This window comes from Microcoleus sp. SVA1B4, from assembly GCF_036700545.1.
GTDB lineage: Bacteria > Cyanobacteriota > Cyanobacteriia > Cyanobacteriales > Microcoleaceae > Microcoleus.
This window is the reverse complement of record NZ_JAUBPB010000100.1, coordinates 1-16141: the sequence shown is the minus strand read 5'-3', so window position 1 is coordinate 16141 and position 16141 is coordinate 1. Positions and strand designations below refer to the sequence as shown.

The 16141-nt window shown below is 46.8% G+C and carries 16 protein-coding genes; 2 read left to right on the top strand and 14 right to left on the bottom strand.

Features of this window, described 5'->3' with window-relative positions:
• The 3 genes from QT987_RS27895 to QT987_RS27885 form a co-directional block, all read right to left on the bottom strand.
• Positions 1 to 829: hypothetical protein (locus QT987_RS27895; RefSeq protein ID WP_333246573.1), on the bottom strand; the 829-nt coding region annotated here is incomplete at its 3' end.
• Between the two features lie 618 nt (positions 830 to 1447).
• Positions 1448 to 1603, bottom strand: a complete 156-nt coding sequence (locus tag QT987_RS27890; RefSeq protein WP_333233749.1) for a hypothetical protein — start codon at positions 1601 to 1603, stop codon at positions 1448 to 1450.
• Positions 1604 to 1830: 227 nt separating this feature from the next.
• Positions 1831 to 3936 carry a GAF domain-containing protein gene (locus QT987_RS27885; RefSeq protein ID WP_333246571.1) on the bottom strand — a complete coding sequence of 702 codons (2106 nt, stop codon included), beginning with the start codon at positions 3934 to 3936 and terminating at the stop codon, positions 1831 to 1833.
• A gap of 315 nt (positions 3937 to 4251) precedes the next feature.
• Here QT987_RS27885 and QT987_RS27880 point away from each other — a divergent pair, with 315 nt between their 5' ends.
• On the top strand, positions 4252 to 5163 hold the full coding sequence (locus QT987_RS27880) for a pantothenate kinase (protein ID WP_333246569.1): 912 nt from the start codon (positions 4252 to 4254) through the stop codon (positions 5161 to 5163).
• 68 nt (positions 5164 to 5231) lie between these two features.
• On the opposite strand, the gene QT987_RS27875 is transcribed toward QT987_RS27880, so the two are convergent.
• The 4 genes from QT987_RS27875 to QT987_RS27860 form a co-directional block, all read right to left on the bottom strand.
• Complete coding sequence (locus tag QT987_RS27875; RefSeq protein WP_333246567.1) at positions 5232 to 6038, bottom strand: alpha/beta hydrolase; 807 nt, start codon at positions 6036 to 6038, stop codon at positions 5232 to 5234.
• 158 nt (positions 6039 to 6196) lie between these two features.
• Positions 6197 to 6652: an NUDIX hydrolase gene (locus tag QT987_RS27870; RefSeq protein ID WP_333246565.1), complete on the bottom strand. Its 456-nt coding sequence runs from the start codon at positions 6650 to 6652 to the stop codon at positions 6197 to 6199.
• A 77-nt stretch (positions 6653 to 6729) separates the two neighbouring features.
• Positions 6730 to 7203, bottom strand: coding sequence for a thioredoxin-dependent thiol peroxidase (gene bcp / locus QT987_RS27865; RefSeq protein WP_333246563.1), 474 nt, complete (start codon positions 7201 to 7203; stop codon positions 6730 to 6732).
• On the bottom strand, positions 7200 to 7343 hold the full coding sequence (locus QT987_RS27860) for a hypothetical protein (RefSeq protein ID WP_333246560.1): 144 nt from the start codon (positions 7341 to 7343) through the stop codon (positions 7200 to 7202). Before QT987_RS27860 ends, bcp begins: the two co-directional genes overlap by 4 nt.
• Positions 7344 to 7964: 621 nt before the next feature.
• Here QT987_RS27860 and QT987_RS27855 point away from each other — a divergent pair.
• Positions 7965 to 8156, top strand: a complete 192-nt coding sequence (locus tag QT987_RS27855; protein ID WP_190738786.1) for a hypothetical protein — start codon at positions 7965 to 7967, stop codon at positions 8154 to 8156.
• A 99-nt stretch (positions 8157 to 8255) separates the two neighbouring features.
• On the opposite strand, the gene argH is transcribed toward QT987_RS27855, so the two are convergent.
• The 7 genes from argH to nusB form a co-directional block, all read right to left on the bottom strand.
• Entirely contained in the window at positions 8256 to 9641 is a 1386-nt protein-coding gene (gene argH / locus QT987_RS27850) for an argininosuccinate lyase (protein WP_333246559.1), read from the bottom strand.
• Between the two features lie 46 nt (positions 9642 to 9687).
• Positions 9688 to 10041, bottom strand: coding sequence for a hypothetical protein (locus QT987_RS27845; protein ID WP_333246558.1), 354 nt, complete (start codon positions 10039 to 10041; stop codon positions 9688 to 9690).
• A 25-nt stretch (positions 10042 to 10066) separates the two neighbouring features.
• Positions 10067 to 10678, bottom strand: a complete 612-nt coding sequence (locus QT987_RS27840) for an RRXRR domain-containing protein (RefSeq protein WP_333246556.1) — start codon at positions 10676 to 10678, stop codon at positions 10067 to 10069.
• A gap of 546 nt (positions 10679 to 11224) precedes the next feature.
• The gene (locus QT987_RS27835; RefSeq protein WP_333246554.1) at positions 11225 to 11473 is read right to left on the bottom strand and encodes a hypothetical protein; all 249 of its coding nucleotides are present in this window, start codon (positions 11471 to 11473) and stop codon (positions 11225 to 11227) included.
• A complete protein-coding gene (locus QT987_RS27830; RefSeq protein ID WP_333246552.1) occupies positions 11463 to 12950 on the bottom strand; it encodes a PP2C family protein-serine/threonine phosphatase in 1488 nt (495 codons plus the stop codon). Before QT987_RS27830 ends, QT987_RS27835 begins: the two co-directional genes overlap by 11 nt.
• Before the next feature lie 344 nt (positions 12951 to 13294).
• Positions 13295 to 15055 carry a signal recognition particle-docking protein FtsY gene (gene ftsY, locus QT987_RS27825; protein WP_333246550.1) on the bottom strand — a complete coding sequence of 587 codons (1761 nt, stop codon included), beginning with the start codon at positions 15053 to 15055 and terminating at the stop codon, positions 13295 to 13297.
• Positions 15056 to 15176: 121 nt separating this feature from the next.
• Entirely contained in the window at positions 15177 to 15809 is a 633-nt protein-coding gene (gene nusB / locus QT987_RS27820; RefSeq protein WP_333103525.1) for a transcription antitermination factor NusB, read from the bottom strand.
• Positions 15810 to 16141: the final 332 nt, after the last annotated feature.

Genomic DNA, 16141 nt, shown 5'->3' with positions numbered 1-16141 from the left:
CAGTACGTGTAACTGTTACTGCTGCAACTGTTGTTCCATCTTCGTTGACGCTGAAAGTAGGAGCACTAAATTCCAGGGTAATCGGATCTTCAGTTCCTTGATATTCAATGTTCCGCACCAGGTAGTCGGAACCATCGTCTTTAAAGGGGGTAGCGACGTAGGCAGCGGTGGGGCTATCGTAGGCTTTGGTGGAGAACCGCAGTTCGTCAAAAGTAGCGCCGCCCAGAGGGTTTGCATCTATCTTGAATTGGAAACTGCCATCGGTGCGATCGCCAATGAAAGTAACCCCATCTGGAGACACAGCGATCGGTTTTGCAGCGATCGGAGCGTTGAGGCGAGTGAAAGTAAAATTGCTAATCGATACCGGAGCCCCATTATTAAAGAGTTGTAGGAAACCAACTTCATTACCTTGATCGCCCAAACCAGGACTTGTTTTGGGACTCAATGAACTTAGATCGATCGTGGCGCTAGTAATGTCTTGGTTATCTGCCCATTTCACCTTCAGCGCCTGAGATTGATCGGTGTTGGGGTTATGGTTGATTTCTGCCCGAATTTTCTTGGCGTCAGTGAACCAACCACTATAAGAGGCTGGGACACCAATACCACCAGTAGTGCCGTAGCTCAACCAGCTTTTAGGGTTTTCGTTACTTGCTAAAGTGAGGTTGCTGATGACATTCGGATTAAGGTAGTCAGTTTCCACGCCATCAAAAGCTATCCCAGACAGTTGGATGCCTTGATTCTGGGCGGCAGTAGGCCATTTTGCGATCAGCTCATTGAGAGCGCTGTAATTATTGGTTTGACCCAAAGAACCAGTGATTGAAGTAGCCATAGCTTCTGTGTTAATGATGAGTAATTAAGGATTAGAAGTGACTGAAAACCAGATGTTGGGCTTTCTTTATCGTTATCGGTCACTGCAAGAAAAATTTCGTCATAAGTAGGTGCAGGTAAATCCAATAAAAATGCTTACCCTGCCCAAATGCTTTCCCAATAAGCATTTCAAGGCTTGATTCCCCCTGATTAGATGTTAATTGTAATTACTTCCCTACTTAATATAGATGCTTATTCTGGCGCTGCTGAATCAAAGCTTGTAGGGGTAATTCTAAGTGCTTAGCCCGTCAGCGGTGTGGCAACCACGGGGGTATTTGCCCTACAAATTGCATACCCTATTCAGCAACGCCGGTTCACAATATCTTTACAATCTAGATATCGTGGGTTGACTTTCCCCTCTCTCTATCATGGCTTAGAACCCCTGTCTCTGTAAGTCGGAAAAGTCGGATCCTAAAGTCGGAAAAGTCGGATCTTTGCCATGAGTACATAATTTAGGATGTTGCTGAATACAGGTATGAATTCAAGATTGCCAAATGACTATAAGGCCGCTTGAGGGTGAGTTGTGTAACATCAAGCGAAAAAGCGAAAAGTTGATTTATACCTGTATTCAGGAACGCGATTATTCCTTACTTTCATCATCAATAAGTTTTATCCGGAAAAATTGCGATCTTTTTTTCTGCCCCATAAAAAGCGGGTTTTCCATATCTGTAGAGGAGAGCTTAAATCCCACATTCGCCGCCCCCCAAGAGGCAGCTTTCACTGCTTCAGCGGACAAAAGTGAATCAGCAGAGACAATTATTAGTGAAAATACTTAGAATTTTAGGCGTTGCTGATTTACAGTATGAAACGCTAAATATGCCCGTCATAGAAACCAGTATCCACAAAGCTTTTGGATTTTAAAGTGATTTTTTTCATACCCTGATTAAGCAACGCCAAGATGTCAAATGAGTTCTATACTACTGTCAGAGTGACAAAACAGAGTTAATCTGACTAAAGCACGAATTATGCACTTACCCTCTGATTTTTCAGCGGCAACTCTACAATAAACTCAGTTCCTTCGCCAACCTGACTGACGCAACGGATCTTGCCACCGTGAGCTTGGACAATTACCTGATAGCACACGGAAAGTCCCAAACCAGTGCCTTTACCCACAGGTTTAGTAGTAAAAAATGGGTCAAAAATCTTGTCTTGAATTTCTGCAGGAATTCCACTTCCCGTGTCGCGGACAGAGATTGTTACCCAGTCCGGCTCGCTTTGCCAACTGCGGATAGTTAATTCCCCCGGTTTGCTCGTTGACTGAAGCGCGTCTAAGGCATTGTCAATCAAATTATAAAATACTTGGTTAATTTGACTCGCATGACATTGGACTGGCGGCAAACTGCCGTATTGCTTGTCTATTTTGATATGAGTTTTTACCTTATTTTGCAGCATTAAGAAACTGCTTTCTAAACCTTCATTCAAATCTACTGGTTTTAATTCAGCGTGGTCTAAACGAGAAAAATTTCGCAGCGTCATGACGATCGAGCGAATCCTCCCGCTGCCTTCCCGCATTGAATTGATCAGTTTCCCAAAGTCTTCTCGAATGTAATCGAGTTCTAGTTCTTCATTGATTCTGACAATTGCCTCTGTCGCTTCCGGGTAGGCATTTCTGACCTGTTCTAGAGCTTCGTTCAAGGCTTTAAAATATTCTTGAGCGTGAAACAAGTTAGCGTGGATGAAATTGTTGGCGTTGTTAATTTCATGAGCAATTCCCGCTACCATTTGCCCCAAACCTGACATTTTTTCGCTTTGAATCAATTGCTGCTGTGTCGATCGCAATTCTTCTAACGCAGCTTGCAACTGCTGGGTTTGAGCTTGAGATTTTACCGCAGCATCTTGGACTTGGCTGTAAAGTTCTGCTTGCTGAATGGCGATCGCCATTTGGTTGGCTATCTGAGAGAGCAACTCCATTTCTTGCCACTGCCAATTGCGGGTATCTCGGCACTCGTGAGCAATCAGCAAACCCCACAGCCTACCGGGAAATTTAGGATTATAGTTTCCGGCTGTGTCGGAGGTATTTTCTTCAGTTCTTGCTGTAACAATTGGCACTATCAGATTAGCTTTTACCTGCAAACTATCTAAGAAATCTACATGACAAGGCTCTAAACCAGCATTAAAAATATCATTAATTGCTTTGACTCGCCCTTGCTGGTAAAGATCGGCGTAATCTCCACGGAAACACTTATCAGCCCCCATATCTCCTAAAATTGAAGGCCAAGGAACAGTCATATTTTCAACAACAACTTTTCCTTGCCAGTTGTCTTGAAACTGATAGATAATTACTCGATCGCACTGCAACATTTGGCGGACTTCCCTCACCGCTGTTTCCAGGATAGTTCCCAGATCGAGGGTACTGCGAATTTGATTGCCGATCAGCCGTAGCAGCGATTCTCGTTCGGCTTGACGCCTGGTTTTGCTATATAGTTTGGCTTGATTAATCGCGATCGCCAATTGCGATCCTACCCCTTCTAAAAGCTGCCTTTCCCAATCAGTCCATTCCCGTTCGCGATCGCACTGATGCAAGCCAATTATGCCATTCACTTCACCTTGATAGCGAGTAGCTACTGCCAGCATTGACTTAATCTCCAAAGCTTCGACAATTTTTCGGGTTTGTGGGTTCAATCCCGGAAAATCGAGAAAGTTCGTCAGTGCTAGGGACTCTTGCTGAGACACGACGGCAGCCAAATGCGGGTTGTCACTCATCGGTACTTTCATTCCCAGTTGAATCGGATAGTCCCCCGCGTTGTACTCTCCGCGCGTGACTAAAGTTTTTTCTGTATTTGATTCTTTGACCAAAATGCTCACGCGACTTGCCTGTAGCGCTTGTCCCAGCAATCTGCAGGCTGATGTCAAAATTTCTTCTATGTCAAGTGTACTGCGAATTTCGTTATTAATTTGGTTCAGCAAGTTTGATAACTGAACTTGCTGCTGCATCTGTACAATTATGGCTTTTTGTTGGTCTACTTCCGGCAGCGAAAGACTTTCTTGCTGCATCCAGTTTTCAGATTCAGGCAACCGCGAAGTTACTCTGTGCCAGGGGTTTTCGTGTTCTTGTATTTGTAAAGACATATTTACTCAGCAGTTGTACAGTATTTTGATTGAGTCTGGTTTTATAAACCTGTGCTTACCCCGCCAACAGCCCCATCGCAGCTACCAGGACTTTTGGAATATCTTAAGACATTATAAAGGATGCCGCCTGAGCAAAGCAATTATTTGCTTTACAAATATTTATATTTAGCAACTCTGCCCTCTGCAGCCGACAATACTAATTGGCGCGTGGCATGGAAGTTGGTCAGATGTCAAATAGAGTTAACCGCCCGCTTAAGCGAATAAAATTAATCTAAACTCTATCTTTAGTTCAATGTTTGCGCCGGCTAGCTCAACATGGAAAACTCAATTCCCGACAATTTTCGTTCGCCAGCAAGCACCGACAACATTACTTCTGGATTGACAGGTAAAGCCCAGATTAAAATAGCTTTGGCGATCGGCAACTCCCGACTGCACTGGGGATTATTTGCGGGCAAAACTCTGAAGAAAACATGGGATACAGAGCATCTCAATGCTGATACTGTTTCCTCGCTCTCGGAGCAGGAAAAGGCAGAATATTTGGTGCAAATAGTAATGAGGTCGATCGAGGAAATATCTGCTCAAAATCTCCTTTGTCTTCCTGCTACTCCCGCTTTTTCTAATCCTCACACACTTTCTTTCGTGCCACTGCCTCTAATTTTGGCTTCAGTAGTTCCCCAGCAAACAGCAATTTGGCAGAGTTATCCAGATGTCCGAATTATTACTTTAGACCAGTTGCCGATCGGGGGACTCTATCCTACCCTGGGAATTGACAGAGCTTTGGCTGTAGTGGGCGCTGGCAACCAATTGGGTTGGCCAGTTTTACTTATAGATGCTGGTACAGCTTTAACATTTACTGGGGCTGATGTCAATAGGTATTTAGTTGGGGGCGCAATTTTACCAGGTTTGGGTTTGCAGTTATCGTCGTTAGGTAAAAAAACTGCTGGATTACCTTTAATCACTTTACCACAAAATTTGCCATACCGCTGGGCGACAGACACTGCTGGGGCAATTCAAAGCGGAGTTGTGTATGCGACGGTGGCAGGAGTTAGGGATTTTATTGAAGATTGGCGGTGTTTGTTTCCTGATAGCAAAATTGCCGTCACGGGGGGCGATCGCACTATGCTTTTAAAATACCTCACCGCAGCCTTTCCTGATACAGCCGCAGGCTTAATTGACGCACCAGAGGCTATTTTTTGGGGAATTAGCCTGTTAAATGTTGACTGTTGACTGTTGACTGTTGTCATTTTATCAATGACCAATGACCAATGACCAATGACCAATGACCAATGACCAATTCACCTAGCAAACTCGCGAATATAGTTAGCAACAACATCCGGGACTTCCTGGGGCAAATTGCTTTCCCCCGGACTGACTAATTGTAGTTCGGCATTAGGAGCCAGAGCAGCGTAGGATTGACACAGAGACGAAGCTGCGGGAGTCTCTTCAGAACCGTGCAACAGCAAAACAGGCGCTTTCAGCAAAGGCAAATTCTCATCAACTAATTCCGCTGTAATTTCAGCCCGCCGCCGCCCGAACAGCAACTGCACGGCAACAGGGGACTCCATCAACTGCTGTCTGAAGTTGAGCAATCCGTCAATCTTTTTTTGGCTACCCAGCAACTTAGCAATTGGATAGATCGATCGCAGCCACCACAAAGCCAGCGGAGGTTGGCCGATTAGCCAGCTAGCCGTCTGCCACCGCCCCCGTCGGTTGCCAACCTTGACGCCTTCTGGGGCCAACAACACCAAACCCTGAACTCGATCGGGATATTTGATAGCGTAGCTGGTGGCCACCCAGCCACCCACAGAGTGAGCGATTAAATAAACCTCTCGCAGCTTCAAAGTATCGAGGTATTGGGCGAGACACTCTACTTCCAAGTCGATCGAATAATGAAGATTCGGGCGTTCCGAGTCGCCAAACCCCAGCAAATCCGGTGCGAAGCAGTGGTAGTAGGCGCTCAAATGTTCGATCGTCCTCAGCCACTGACTGCTGTCGTGCCAAGAACCGTGCAAAAATACTAAATTCGGGCCTTGACCGACTTCGTGCCAAAAGATTTGCCCTACAGAGAGTTTTACCCTAGAATTGCGTAGCGGTGAGTACATCCGGTTAAATATTTAGTAATAAAAAGATGATTAATTTAATGTTCAGAGATTGTGAATAAAAGTAGGAAAACAGTGAAAATTAATTCCACATTCATAACAGACAATTTTTGACCACGAGGTAATTTCCGACTTTTCTCAAATTTGGATGCCCTGCCGATTTACGCCAAAGTTGTTCGGCCTTGAAAATAGTCCTGTAAGTGTTGGTCGTTATCGTGGCTGAGTGCGCCCTCCGGCAGCGATGCGGGTAAAAAAGCCTCAACCTCGCTGACTTCAAGCGTATCCTGAACTTGCATCTTGCCCTGCACCTCTGCCGCCACCACGATACAAATCGAGTGCAGGCGAGGGTCTCTATCGGCAGCCGAATAAACGCCCACCAAGCGATGGATTTTGACTAACTCGAGTCCTGTTTCCTCCGCTAATTCCCGGCGCACAGTTGTGGGAATATCCTCTCCCCAATCCACCATACCTCCCGGCAGTGCCCAGCGACCGTTGTCGCGGCGGCGAATTAACACAATTCGCCCGTCAGGCAATACGGGAATCACCGCAGTACCAGTGACGGGATGTCGAAAAATCAGTCCCAGCACAGTTTGTACAATTTGCCACAATCGACGCATAAACTCAAAAGCTTGTTTAGGAGATAGTAATTTCAGGGCTCCTAGCTCGCAGCTCCGGAGTCTTAATTTTTAATTTTTCATTCAGGCCAGAGGTCTGGCAAATCTGCTAATATCTCCGCTGCGTGAGATTCTGGTTTGACTTTGCGGTAAACCTTTTCAATCCTACCATCACGGTCGATCGCGAAGGTCGATCGAGTAATGCCCATAAATTCTTTTCCCATAAATTTTTTGAGTCCGTAACAGCCGTAGGCGGTAGCAACTTCGGCGTTTGAGTCGCACAGCAAGGGAAAAGGCAGTTGATATTTAGCTGCAAACTTGGCGTGGGCCGCGGCCCCGTCTGTACTGACGCCGAGAACTGCTATATTGCGCGACTGGTAGTCTAAGTAAATGTCGCGAAAGCCGCAAGCTTCTTTGGTACAGCCAGGGGTATTGTCCCTAGGGTAAAAATAAAGTACAACTCGCCGCCCTCGAAAATCTGCAAGGCTGACGACATTGCCTTGCGCGTCGGGCAGGCTGAAGACAGGAGCTATATCACCGGGATTAATAGTCATTTGTCGTATTTTGTCAAGAGTTTATACAAATCTTCTGCAAGATTGACAAAATTGCGTCCCGATCGCACCCAGATTCCCAGCGACTTGAATCCCGGTGTTCTTTTTTCGGGGTCTTGTACCGGGTGTGCTATGATCGTCATCGGTCTAAAATTGAGTATAACTAGCCCACGTAATAACTTAACTGGATTAGTTGAGTGCGTAGTCTCACCTAACGGTGTTGCGGTTTAGCTAGGCAGACAGGAATCCCCACACTATACCGATCAAAGGTTAGTGTGGGATAAAAGGCGCGTCAAACTCCTGATTCCACCCGTTCATAATCTCAAAAGCATAGCTTTGAGCCGTGGAGAGGTGGACAACGAGACGAACCAATTCCTTTTTATAATATCAGTGGGGCTGGACGTGTTCCTCACTTTAAAACGCCGTAGAGGGAAACGATGGGAGTACCTTGAAGGAAGTTCTCGATCTCCTTAACAGGACTCAGAAGCCTAAACCATATCGCTTGCGATTGTTGTGGCAGCGTCACGAAAGCTAAATTTGAAGAAAACCTAGCTACAGAAAGAGAACCGATCGAGTACGGTAGGACATACCGGAATTTACGCTTGGGGAGAAGACACCTATATTTTGGCTGGAGAAATCCTGTCACAAGCAAGTGAATTCGCTGAACCAAGAATCTCAGTCACCAAGAGTGCACAGAGTGTCAAACTTAAGAATCCCCGTGCGTGAAAGCCCGGGGACTGTCAATGTTTATTAGTGAGGTCAGAATGGCTAAGCGCCGCAATCTCAAGAAAGAAAAGGCACAACGAAATCAAGCATACGCTCGCAAGTTTCGCAAGCGGAGAAATCAAGATATGTTCTCCAACAAGAGAAGGCGATTTGACGGCGGTAACGGCGGTGGCATGGGCGCCATGAGCGGTGGCGGCAGAGACAAAGACATGGCTGCTGCTGAAGATTAATTGATTCAGGCTATCTGCCGAACTTAGAACCAGAGTGGAAAACACGATAGTTCTAAGGAGAGATAGCCAGCCGGAATTTGTCCAATAATTCAACGATGTTTAGGCGATCCGATCGCGCGCAGCGATAAGTGATTTTCTCACTTGTTCAAACCCGGTACCCCCGTAACTATTGCGAGCCGCCACCACTTGCTGAGGTGCGATCGCGCTGTAAATGTCTGTCTCAAAGGCTGGGTGCAAGTCTTTCCACTCCTCAAGTGTCAAATCTTTGAGGAGTTTGCCCCTCGAAAGGCAAGTTTTGACGACTTTGCCGACAAGGTTGTAAGCTTCCCGGAAGGGAACGCCTTTGGCGGCCAAGTAGTCGGCTACGTCTGTAGCGTTAGAAAAGTCTTCCGTAACAGCAGCGGCGAGGCGATCGCCATTAAAGGCGATTCCTTCCCGCAGCAAAATGGTCATTGCTTCCAAGCAACCTTGTACCGTTCTTACGGTATCAAACAAAGCCTCTTTATCTTCTTGCAAATCTTTGTTGTAGGCCAAAGGAAGTCCCTTCACTACTACCAACAAGGCTTGCAAGTTACCGAACACCCGTCCCGCTTTGCCCCGCACCAACTCCGGCACGTCGGGATTTTTTTTCTGGGGCATGATGCTAGAACCCGTAGCGCAGCTATCTTTGAGCGTAATAAATCCAAATTCGTGAGAAGACCACAAAATCATTTCTTCTGACAAGCGGCTTAGGTGTACCAGAATCAAGCTGGCTGCTGCGAGAAATTCGATCGCAAAATCTCGATCGCTCACTCCATCTAAGCTATTAGCATAAACCTTGTCAAACTGCAATAGTTCTGCCGTATAATGTCGGTCAATTGGGAAAGTTGTCCCCGCCAGCGCGCCACAACCCAAAGGCGAAACATTCACCCGCTTGCAGATATCGCCGAGACGTTCCCAATCGCGATCGGTCATTTCAAAATAAGCTAACAGGTAATGAGCCAAACTAATCGGCTGAGCACGCTGCAAATGAGTGTAACCGGGAATTAAAGTTTCCACGTTACGATCGGCAAGATCGAGCAAAACCCCTTGAAATTCCCGTAATTGCTCACGAATTTCGGCGATGCGATCGCGCAAATACAAACGAGTATCAGTGCCGGCTTGATCGTTGCGCGATCGGGCAGTGTGCAACTTTTTCCCAGCATCCCCCACAATCTCCGTCAGCCGCTTCTCTACAGCGAAGTGAACGTCTTCGGCATCAACTCCCGGAACAAAAAGTCCTTGGCGGTATTCGCGACGAATCTGTTCCAAACCATTGACTAACTGTTCGCCTTCTGCTGCGGAAATAATCCCCGTTTTGGCCAGCATTTTAGCGTGAGCGACAGAACCAGTCAAGTCATACTCAATCAATTCAATATCGAAGCCAATACTAGCATTAAATCGGGCGATCGCCGGGTGCAGCGCCGATTCAAATCTTTGACTCCAAGTTTTTTGTTGTGTTGTCATCAGAAAAATGGGTAGAAACCCCGTCCTTCTAGGACGGCTTTACAATTTAATTTGTAATGCGCCACGAGTTGTAGGACAAAAATTTACAATCTGCGGGCGATGCGTTTTGAGTTAGACGCTTGCCAGTTTTTAAATCGTGCAAGCTAATTGTTTTCCGGTACGGGTCTTTCTTTGTTGGAGATTCTTGCCAACCGCCAACGTAACAAAATCCGTATTTAGGGTGTTTAACAATTGAACCGCGCTTAAACCCGATACTAATTGTGCCACCATAACGAGGGCGAATATGACCTGTGGAATGTTGCAAGCGATGGAGCTGTCTGCGATGAAACTCAAGGGGGATTACTTCTGTTAGCTTGGTGTTGTCGGGTCGAATGTGTCCTCCCGCGTACCAATTAGCCAACACCCAAGAATCAACGCAGTGAGCCTCAAACTTGTTTGATAGTTTCTGACTTTTGGAGTCCTAAATTTTGACGCAGTTCGTAAGTATCGTTTCCCGATCTGATCTCAAGATGGGCAATCTTTCTGAGTTCAGAATAGAACCAGTGTTTGCCTACTTCTAAGGGGCTAAACGATACGTTCCACTTGCGTCCGTTTTTCCAAGTACGGGCTTTGATGTCCTCTACAACAAAAGCTGATACGGGAAACATAGAGGTTAACCAATTAACTATCCTTAACTTCCACTGCCACCTTGACTTAGTAGATGGGGGTAGGCGATTTTTGTTAACTAATCTGTTAGCTCGGTTTTGACGGCATGGAGTATTCCGAAATCGCCTAGCACGTCGCATATTGCGCCTGACCTCAACATGGTCTTTTACCCAATCGATCGCATGGGTTTGGATGTTTAAGTAGGTATGGGATTTGGATTTAACGGTAAATCCTTCGCGCTTGCTGCCTGGATCGATGCCAACCGCTATTGGTTGATAATTGTGGCTTGAAGGTTCTACATTCAATCGAACACAAAATACCCCCTTTTTCCAGAATGGTGCAGCCTTACCTGACTTAATCCAACGCTTTGCACGGCTTGGGGTAGTCGGCATTAGGGGTCTATTTTCACTGTTGACAACGGGTACAAACATTTACGGTAAGTCCTATTTCTAGGTATATATTTCCCTTCGCCACTAGCACATCCGAGTGGTTAAAAACTAGGGAGGCATTCTTAACGTCTGGTGGGATACCACTCCCAGATGGCTCAGTTTGTCTTAAAGACGCAGGCTAGACACTGTTTTAGTCTTGAATTAAGAAGGTGGTAAGCCTTCCTCTTTCAAGCCCCATGCCTTTAGGCTGGGGTTAGTGACTGCTCAAGCTAAAACTAGATTATATCTCTCTTGCAGAAGTCTATAAAAACCGATTTGTAGCAAAGACTTTAGTCCTTCCTCCGGTTTTTATTCTGGACTGTAGTCCTCACTCCCAAATTCGGTAAGAAAAAACTCACGTCCCGACTACAAAGTTTTTATACATCTTTTGACCAAAAAAAACTGAAGTCTTGACTACAAAATTGTGAAACTTTTGCTGCATCATAAAAAAGTTAAGTTTGGGCTACAAACCTTTTAAATCCGTTCCCGATACCTTCGGCGACAATAACTCTAAGGAATAATCCCTTTAATGAACCAGCCCACAAAAATCCCTATAAAAAAAGCTCCTATTTGACCAGTCGAAACAAAATTGTTCCAAGCTTTCTGGAAATTCGTAAAAATTTCGTATGAATCAGAGCTTTGACCCAAAAGCACCGTAGAACTCAAATGAGATTTCAAAACTAACACGTGAGCGACATCATTCCAATTAATCGAACTGGTTAATCCAGCAGTAATTTCCGGGATTAAATTAACAATCATGGTGATTTTCTCCTGCTAAAGGTGTTACCCTCAGTACAACCAGTGTCATGTCATCTTCGTTACGATTGCCGATGCCGATAAACTGGTGTACGCGATCGAACAAATAATCCAAAATTTCTTCAGACTGCTGGTAATTTTGACAGGCCCACTGAAAAGCCGAGGTCAAGTTATCCTCATCAAAGCGATCGCCCCTTTGATTAGAAGCATCGGTAAATCCGTCTGTGTAATAAATAATAGTATCTCCTGGCTGCAATTGCACGCTTGCTTCTTGGTAATGCGAATCAGCATCCAGCCCAATTAACATTCCCTCCAAAGTATCAAGCTGAAGAATCGAATTAGTTGCAGCTTGCCACAGCAAAGGCGGGTGGTGAGCAGCATTGCTGTAAGACAAAACGCGAGTTTTCGGGTCATACTCCGAATAAAACAGAGTCACAAAACGGTGGGAATTTTCCAAATCCGCGTGCATAACCCGGTTTAAATGTTGCAAAATTCTCGACGGCGAGTGGCGGTTCAAAACCTCCGCCCGCAGCATACCCCGTGTCATCGTCATCAACAGGCCCGCTGGTACTCCTTTGCCCATCACGTCGCCGATGACAATGCTCCAGCGGCCCTTGTCGATTTTGGACTTGAGATTTTTAATTAGGGATGGGGGGTGTTCCCCCTCATTTTCCTTGCCGATCGGGTCATAGTCAGCCGGAATAAAATCATAATAATCTCCGCCGACTCTGCTAGCAGTTTGGCAGCGGGCGGCCACGTCAAGGCCGGGAATTTTCGGACAACTGCGGGGTTGCAGCCGCAATTGAATTTCCGCCCCGATTTCTAACTCTCTGTCTAAGCGGTCTTTTTCCGCCAACTTAACAGTAAGTTCGTCTTTGCAAATAGCCACGGCGGTTTGATCCGCCACCAACCGAACTAATTTCTGTCTGCTGGGAGTCCAGAGATATTGCGGATCACTGCTAAAAACATAAAGCCGTCCGCGTTCCAAATTGTTGACCAAAATTGGCGCCCCAAACAAATGAACATCCGGGCCCAAATAACGACCGACTTGCAAGTCTAGACTAGAAGTTTGCCCAGAGGTTTCCGAAAACGATCCAGCAGTAGCGCCCACACCTGCTGTAGCTTGTCTGGTGGCTATTTCCAGCGCTTTTCGCATATCTTGGCACTGCCGTCCTTCCTGACAATGCAACTGCTGGAACCTGACTTGACCGTTGGGTTTGAACAGCACTAAAGCTCCCCCGTCGGCGTCCGTAACGCGAGTCGCCACCAAAGGCACCAACTCCAAAAATTGGTTGAGATTGTTAAAACTTCGCAGGGCAAATCCCAGCGAACCCAACATATCTTGAACGTTGTGCTGATATCGGTGCAAACGCGCCACCAGTTCTTTGAGGGCAAATACTGGCGTCGCGTCGGTGGAATTGCGACCCGAAGGGCGGTCAGCAGGTTGAGGTGAGGGGCGAGGCAAAGGCACAGCAGTCATTCGATTTTAGATTTTAGATTTTAGATTTTGGATTGATTCGACGGATAAATTCGGGGGCTTGAGGATTTTAGATTTTAGATTTTGGATTGATTCGACGGATAAATCACGTGGCGGGTACCACATGAAGAAATTCACAGGTCATTTTAGATTTGTGATTTTCGATCTTAGAAAGAGGATATTTGATTGAGGAGTTACACGCCAGTGAACCCAAACCCGGTTTTTTTTCTGTTTAGTAGAGGAGTGCGATGCTAGTTTGAGGTTAAGGATTGGAGATTTTGAAGCTCTCTAGCCGTCCCGATTTTTGGAGGCGGATAGAGATACTTCATCCATCTAAAATCTAAAATCTAAAATCTAAAATCGAGTAGGGCTTCCACAAATTCGTAACTAGAAAACGGGCGCAAGTCTTCGATGCTTTCCCCGACTCCAATAAAGCGGATTGGCAGACCAAGTTGCTGCACTACTGCTAGGGCAACACCACCTTTAGCAGAACCGTCGAGTTTTGTCAATACTACTCCGCTTAATTTTGCCGATTCTGCGAACACTTCTGCCTGTCGCAAACCATTTTGACCCAGTGTGGCATCCAAGACCAGTAGAGATTCTACGGTAGCGCCTGGGGCTTTTTTATCTACAATGCGACGGATTTTACTTAATTCGTCCATCAGATTTTTTTTGTTTTGCAGGCGGCCTGCGGTGTCTACGATCAGCAGTTCTGTGCCGCGGGCGCTGGCGGCGGCGATCGCATCAAACACGACAGCAGCCGGATCGGTATTTTTTCCTGGGTTGGCAATAATTTCGACGCCGCTGCGGGAACCCCAAACTTTCACCTGTTCGACGGCGGCGGCGCGGAAAGTATCGGCGGCAGCAATGAGGGTTTTGTAGCCGGATTTTTGGGCAATATGGGCCAGTTTGCCGATCGTCGTAGTTTTGCCCGCACCATTGACTCCTACGATTAACCAGATGTTAAAAGTTTCTTTTTCCGGGGCAAATGTCAGGCTGTAGGCGGGATTACCGGCGGCGGTTTCGGCACAGGGAGCGTCCAAAATGTCGCGCAGGATGGTTTTCAGGTAGGCTAGAGCCTGTTCTGGGGGCAGCACTTCTTGTGTGAGTCTTTCTTGGAGGCGACTGATAATGATGTCGGTGGCTGCGACTCCGACATCGGCTTGTAGCAGCAAAGTCTCAATTTCGGCTACCGCATCTTGATTGAGCGGGCCTTGACCGACGATCGCCTTGAGTCGATTAATTAAGCTGCGACGAGTTCTTTCTAAGCCTTTCCGCAGTTTTTGCAGCCAAGTGATTTCTTCAACGGATACTTGGTCTGGGCGGCGGCCTTGACTGGCTAAGATTTCTGAGGACCACAGGAAGCCTTCGTCAAAGGCGAAACCGGGAATTTCTTCGATAATTGCCGCTCTCTCGGCGGCGGCTGCAATTACGTCTGGTTCTTCAAGGGCGGTTTCTTTGAGGCGTTCGATGCGCTCCATGCGATCGGCCTGAGCTCTGGCCCAAAACGGCAGGGCTTCGGCTGCTTCGCCGTCGGATGCGAGTGATTCGGTTTCTACAACCTCTGTTGCAGGTTCGGCAATTTCTATATTTTCTGCTGTAACTTCTAATTGTTGAGCAATAGGTGCAATGTCGATCGCCCCGGCTGTTGGTTGCAGAGTTTCTGGAATTTCTGCGGGCTCTGTTGCATCGAGTTCTATCGCCTCGGTTGCTTCAACTGTTGCTGGTGCTGCAACTTCTGGAACTTCTGCAACAGTTGGTGCTGTGGGTGCTGGTTCAAGTTCGATCGGCTCGGTTGCTTCCACAGTCGCCGGTTCTGCAACTTCTGCAACTGTCGCGATTTCTGCTTCGGCTGCTGGAACATCGGGCGCTGCTGTCTCAGAAACTTCTGTTTCTGGTTTTTGCTGTTTTTGAATATTTTTGTAAGCAGCTTTTGCCCAATTGAGATAATCTTCGGCTACAGCGTCCGAGCTTTGCTCTGCTGCAGCATCTGTTTGAGGCTCAACCGGTGCGGATTTTGCCGACTCATCTTGCGGCTGTTCGGGGGTTGCCTCTGTTTCAGAAGATTTATTTTCGCTGTACTGGCGACGAAACCAATTAAATACCATAGTTGATGGGGAATAGAGAATAGTAATTAGTCATTAGTCCTCAGTCCCTAGTGTAGAGCCGATTGCGGATTGCCAATCACTAATGACCAATGACTGCTGACTAAGGACTACTGACTAAGAACTAGGGACTAACAACTTCTGCGTTGATTTTATCGACTACTCGGCGGAGGACTCCGTTGATGAAGCGATGTCCTTCGTCGCCGCTGTAGCGTTTTGCGAGTTGGACGGCTTCGTTGACGCTGACTTGTTCGGGTAAGCCTAGATATAGCATTTCGGCGATCGCGATTCTCATGATATCTCGATCGATCCTGGGCAACCGTTCTATTTGCCAGTCTACAAGGGCTTCCGAGAGCAATTCATCAATTTGAACACGGTTGGCGCTGACTTTGGTCAGGATTTGCAAAGCATAGGTACGGACATCTTGCTGGTTGGCTAGCTGGATCAGTTCTGGAAACTCCATTGCTGAACCGAGACGGTTGATTGCGGTTTGGGTGAGTTCGACAGCTTCCCGCACCATTGCTCTAGCACTTTGTATATCGGCGGCACGGATTTCGCTGGCAAGCAGTTTGTCGCTACTCCGCTGCACTTCGGATGCTGCTGCTTCTAGGGATTCTTGAACTTCTGTTGTCAGGGTACGGATGGCGGCGAGGAGAACATCTTGCAGTTTCTTGGCTTCTAAGAGTTCTGGATTCGTCGGCAGTTGGCTGATGCCGAGGAGTGCGAGTTCGCGTGCTGTTTCGCGGGCTTTTTTCATAATTTTTAGATAGGAATTGAGAATTTAGGAAGTTTTTCGATCGCGCGCGGACTTGAACTTTAGCAGAAAACTCGACTAAAAGCGTTACAAAACCAGCAGTCTGACTCGCCAGCGGCGGGTAGTTTACAGATACTTGGCTGTCAAACCCAAGATTTATGCTCGAAACCGGGTTTCTGAGTTTAGGCTTTCTCGGTTTGGGCTGGTTTTGTCGAAATATTATCTGCTATGGGGAAAGTTTACACGGCCTTACGGGCGACTAAGGAATGAGAATTAAATAACTTCCACTCTTGAAAGTGGGATGGGCGTCCCGCCCGTCCAAAAAGGACGGGCGG

Excerpts from the sequence above, each read along its gene's own strand:
- QT987_RS27885 (WP_333246571.1), bottom strand. The coding sequence starts at position 3,936 with ATGTCTTTACAAATACAAGAACACGAAAACCCCTGGCACAGAGTAACT.
- QT987_RS27880 (WP_333246569.1), top strand. The coding sequence starts at position 4,252 with ATGGAAAACTCAATTCCCGACAATTTTCGTTCGCCAGCAAGCACCGAC.
- QT987_RS27875 (WP_333246567.1), bottom strand. The coding sequence starts at position 6,038 with ATGTACTCACCGCTACGCAATTCTAGGGTAAAACTCTCTGTAGGGCAA.
- QT987_RS27870 (WP_333246565.1), bottom strand. The coding sequence starts at position 6,652 with ATGCGTCGATTGTGGCAAATTGTACAAACTGTGCTGGGACTGATTTTT.
- bcp (WP_333246563.1), bottom strand. The coding sequence starts at position 7,203 with ATGACTATTAATCCCGGTGATATAGCTCCTGTCTTCAGCCTGCCCGAC.
- QT987_RS27860 (WP_333246560.1), bottom strand. The coding sequence starts at position 7,343 with ATGACGATCATAGCACACCCGGTACAAGACCCCGAAAAAAGAACACCG.
- QT987_RS27855 (WP_190738786.1), top strand. The coding sequence starts at position 7,965 with ATGGCTAAGCGCCGCAATCTCAAGAAAGAAAAGGCACAACGAAATCAA.
- argH (WP_333246559.1), bottom strand. The coding sequence starts at position 9,641 with ATGACAACACAACAAAAAACTTGGAGTCAAAGATTTGAATCGGCGCTG.
- QT987_RS27840 (WP_333246556.1), bottom strand. The coding sequence starts at position 10,678 with ATGCCGACTACCCCAAGCCGTGCAAAGCGTTGGATTAAGTCAGGTAAG.
- QT987_RS27835 (WP_333246554.1), bottom strand. The coding sequence starts at position 11,473 with ATGATTGTTAATTTAATCCCGGAAATTACTGCTGGATTAACCAGTTCG.
- QT987_RS27830 (WP_333246552.1), bottom strand. The coding sequence starts at position 12,950 with ATGACTGCTGTGCCTTTGCCTCGCCCCTCACCTCAACCTGCTGACCGC.
- ftsY (WP_333246550.1), bottom strand. The coding sequence starts at position 15,055 with ATGGTATTTAATTGGTTTCGTCGCCAGTACAGCGAAAATAAATCTTCT.
- nusB (WP_333103525.1), bottom strand. The coding sequence starts at position 15,809 with ATGAAAAAAGCCCGCGAAACAGCACGCGAACTCGCACTCCTCGGCATC.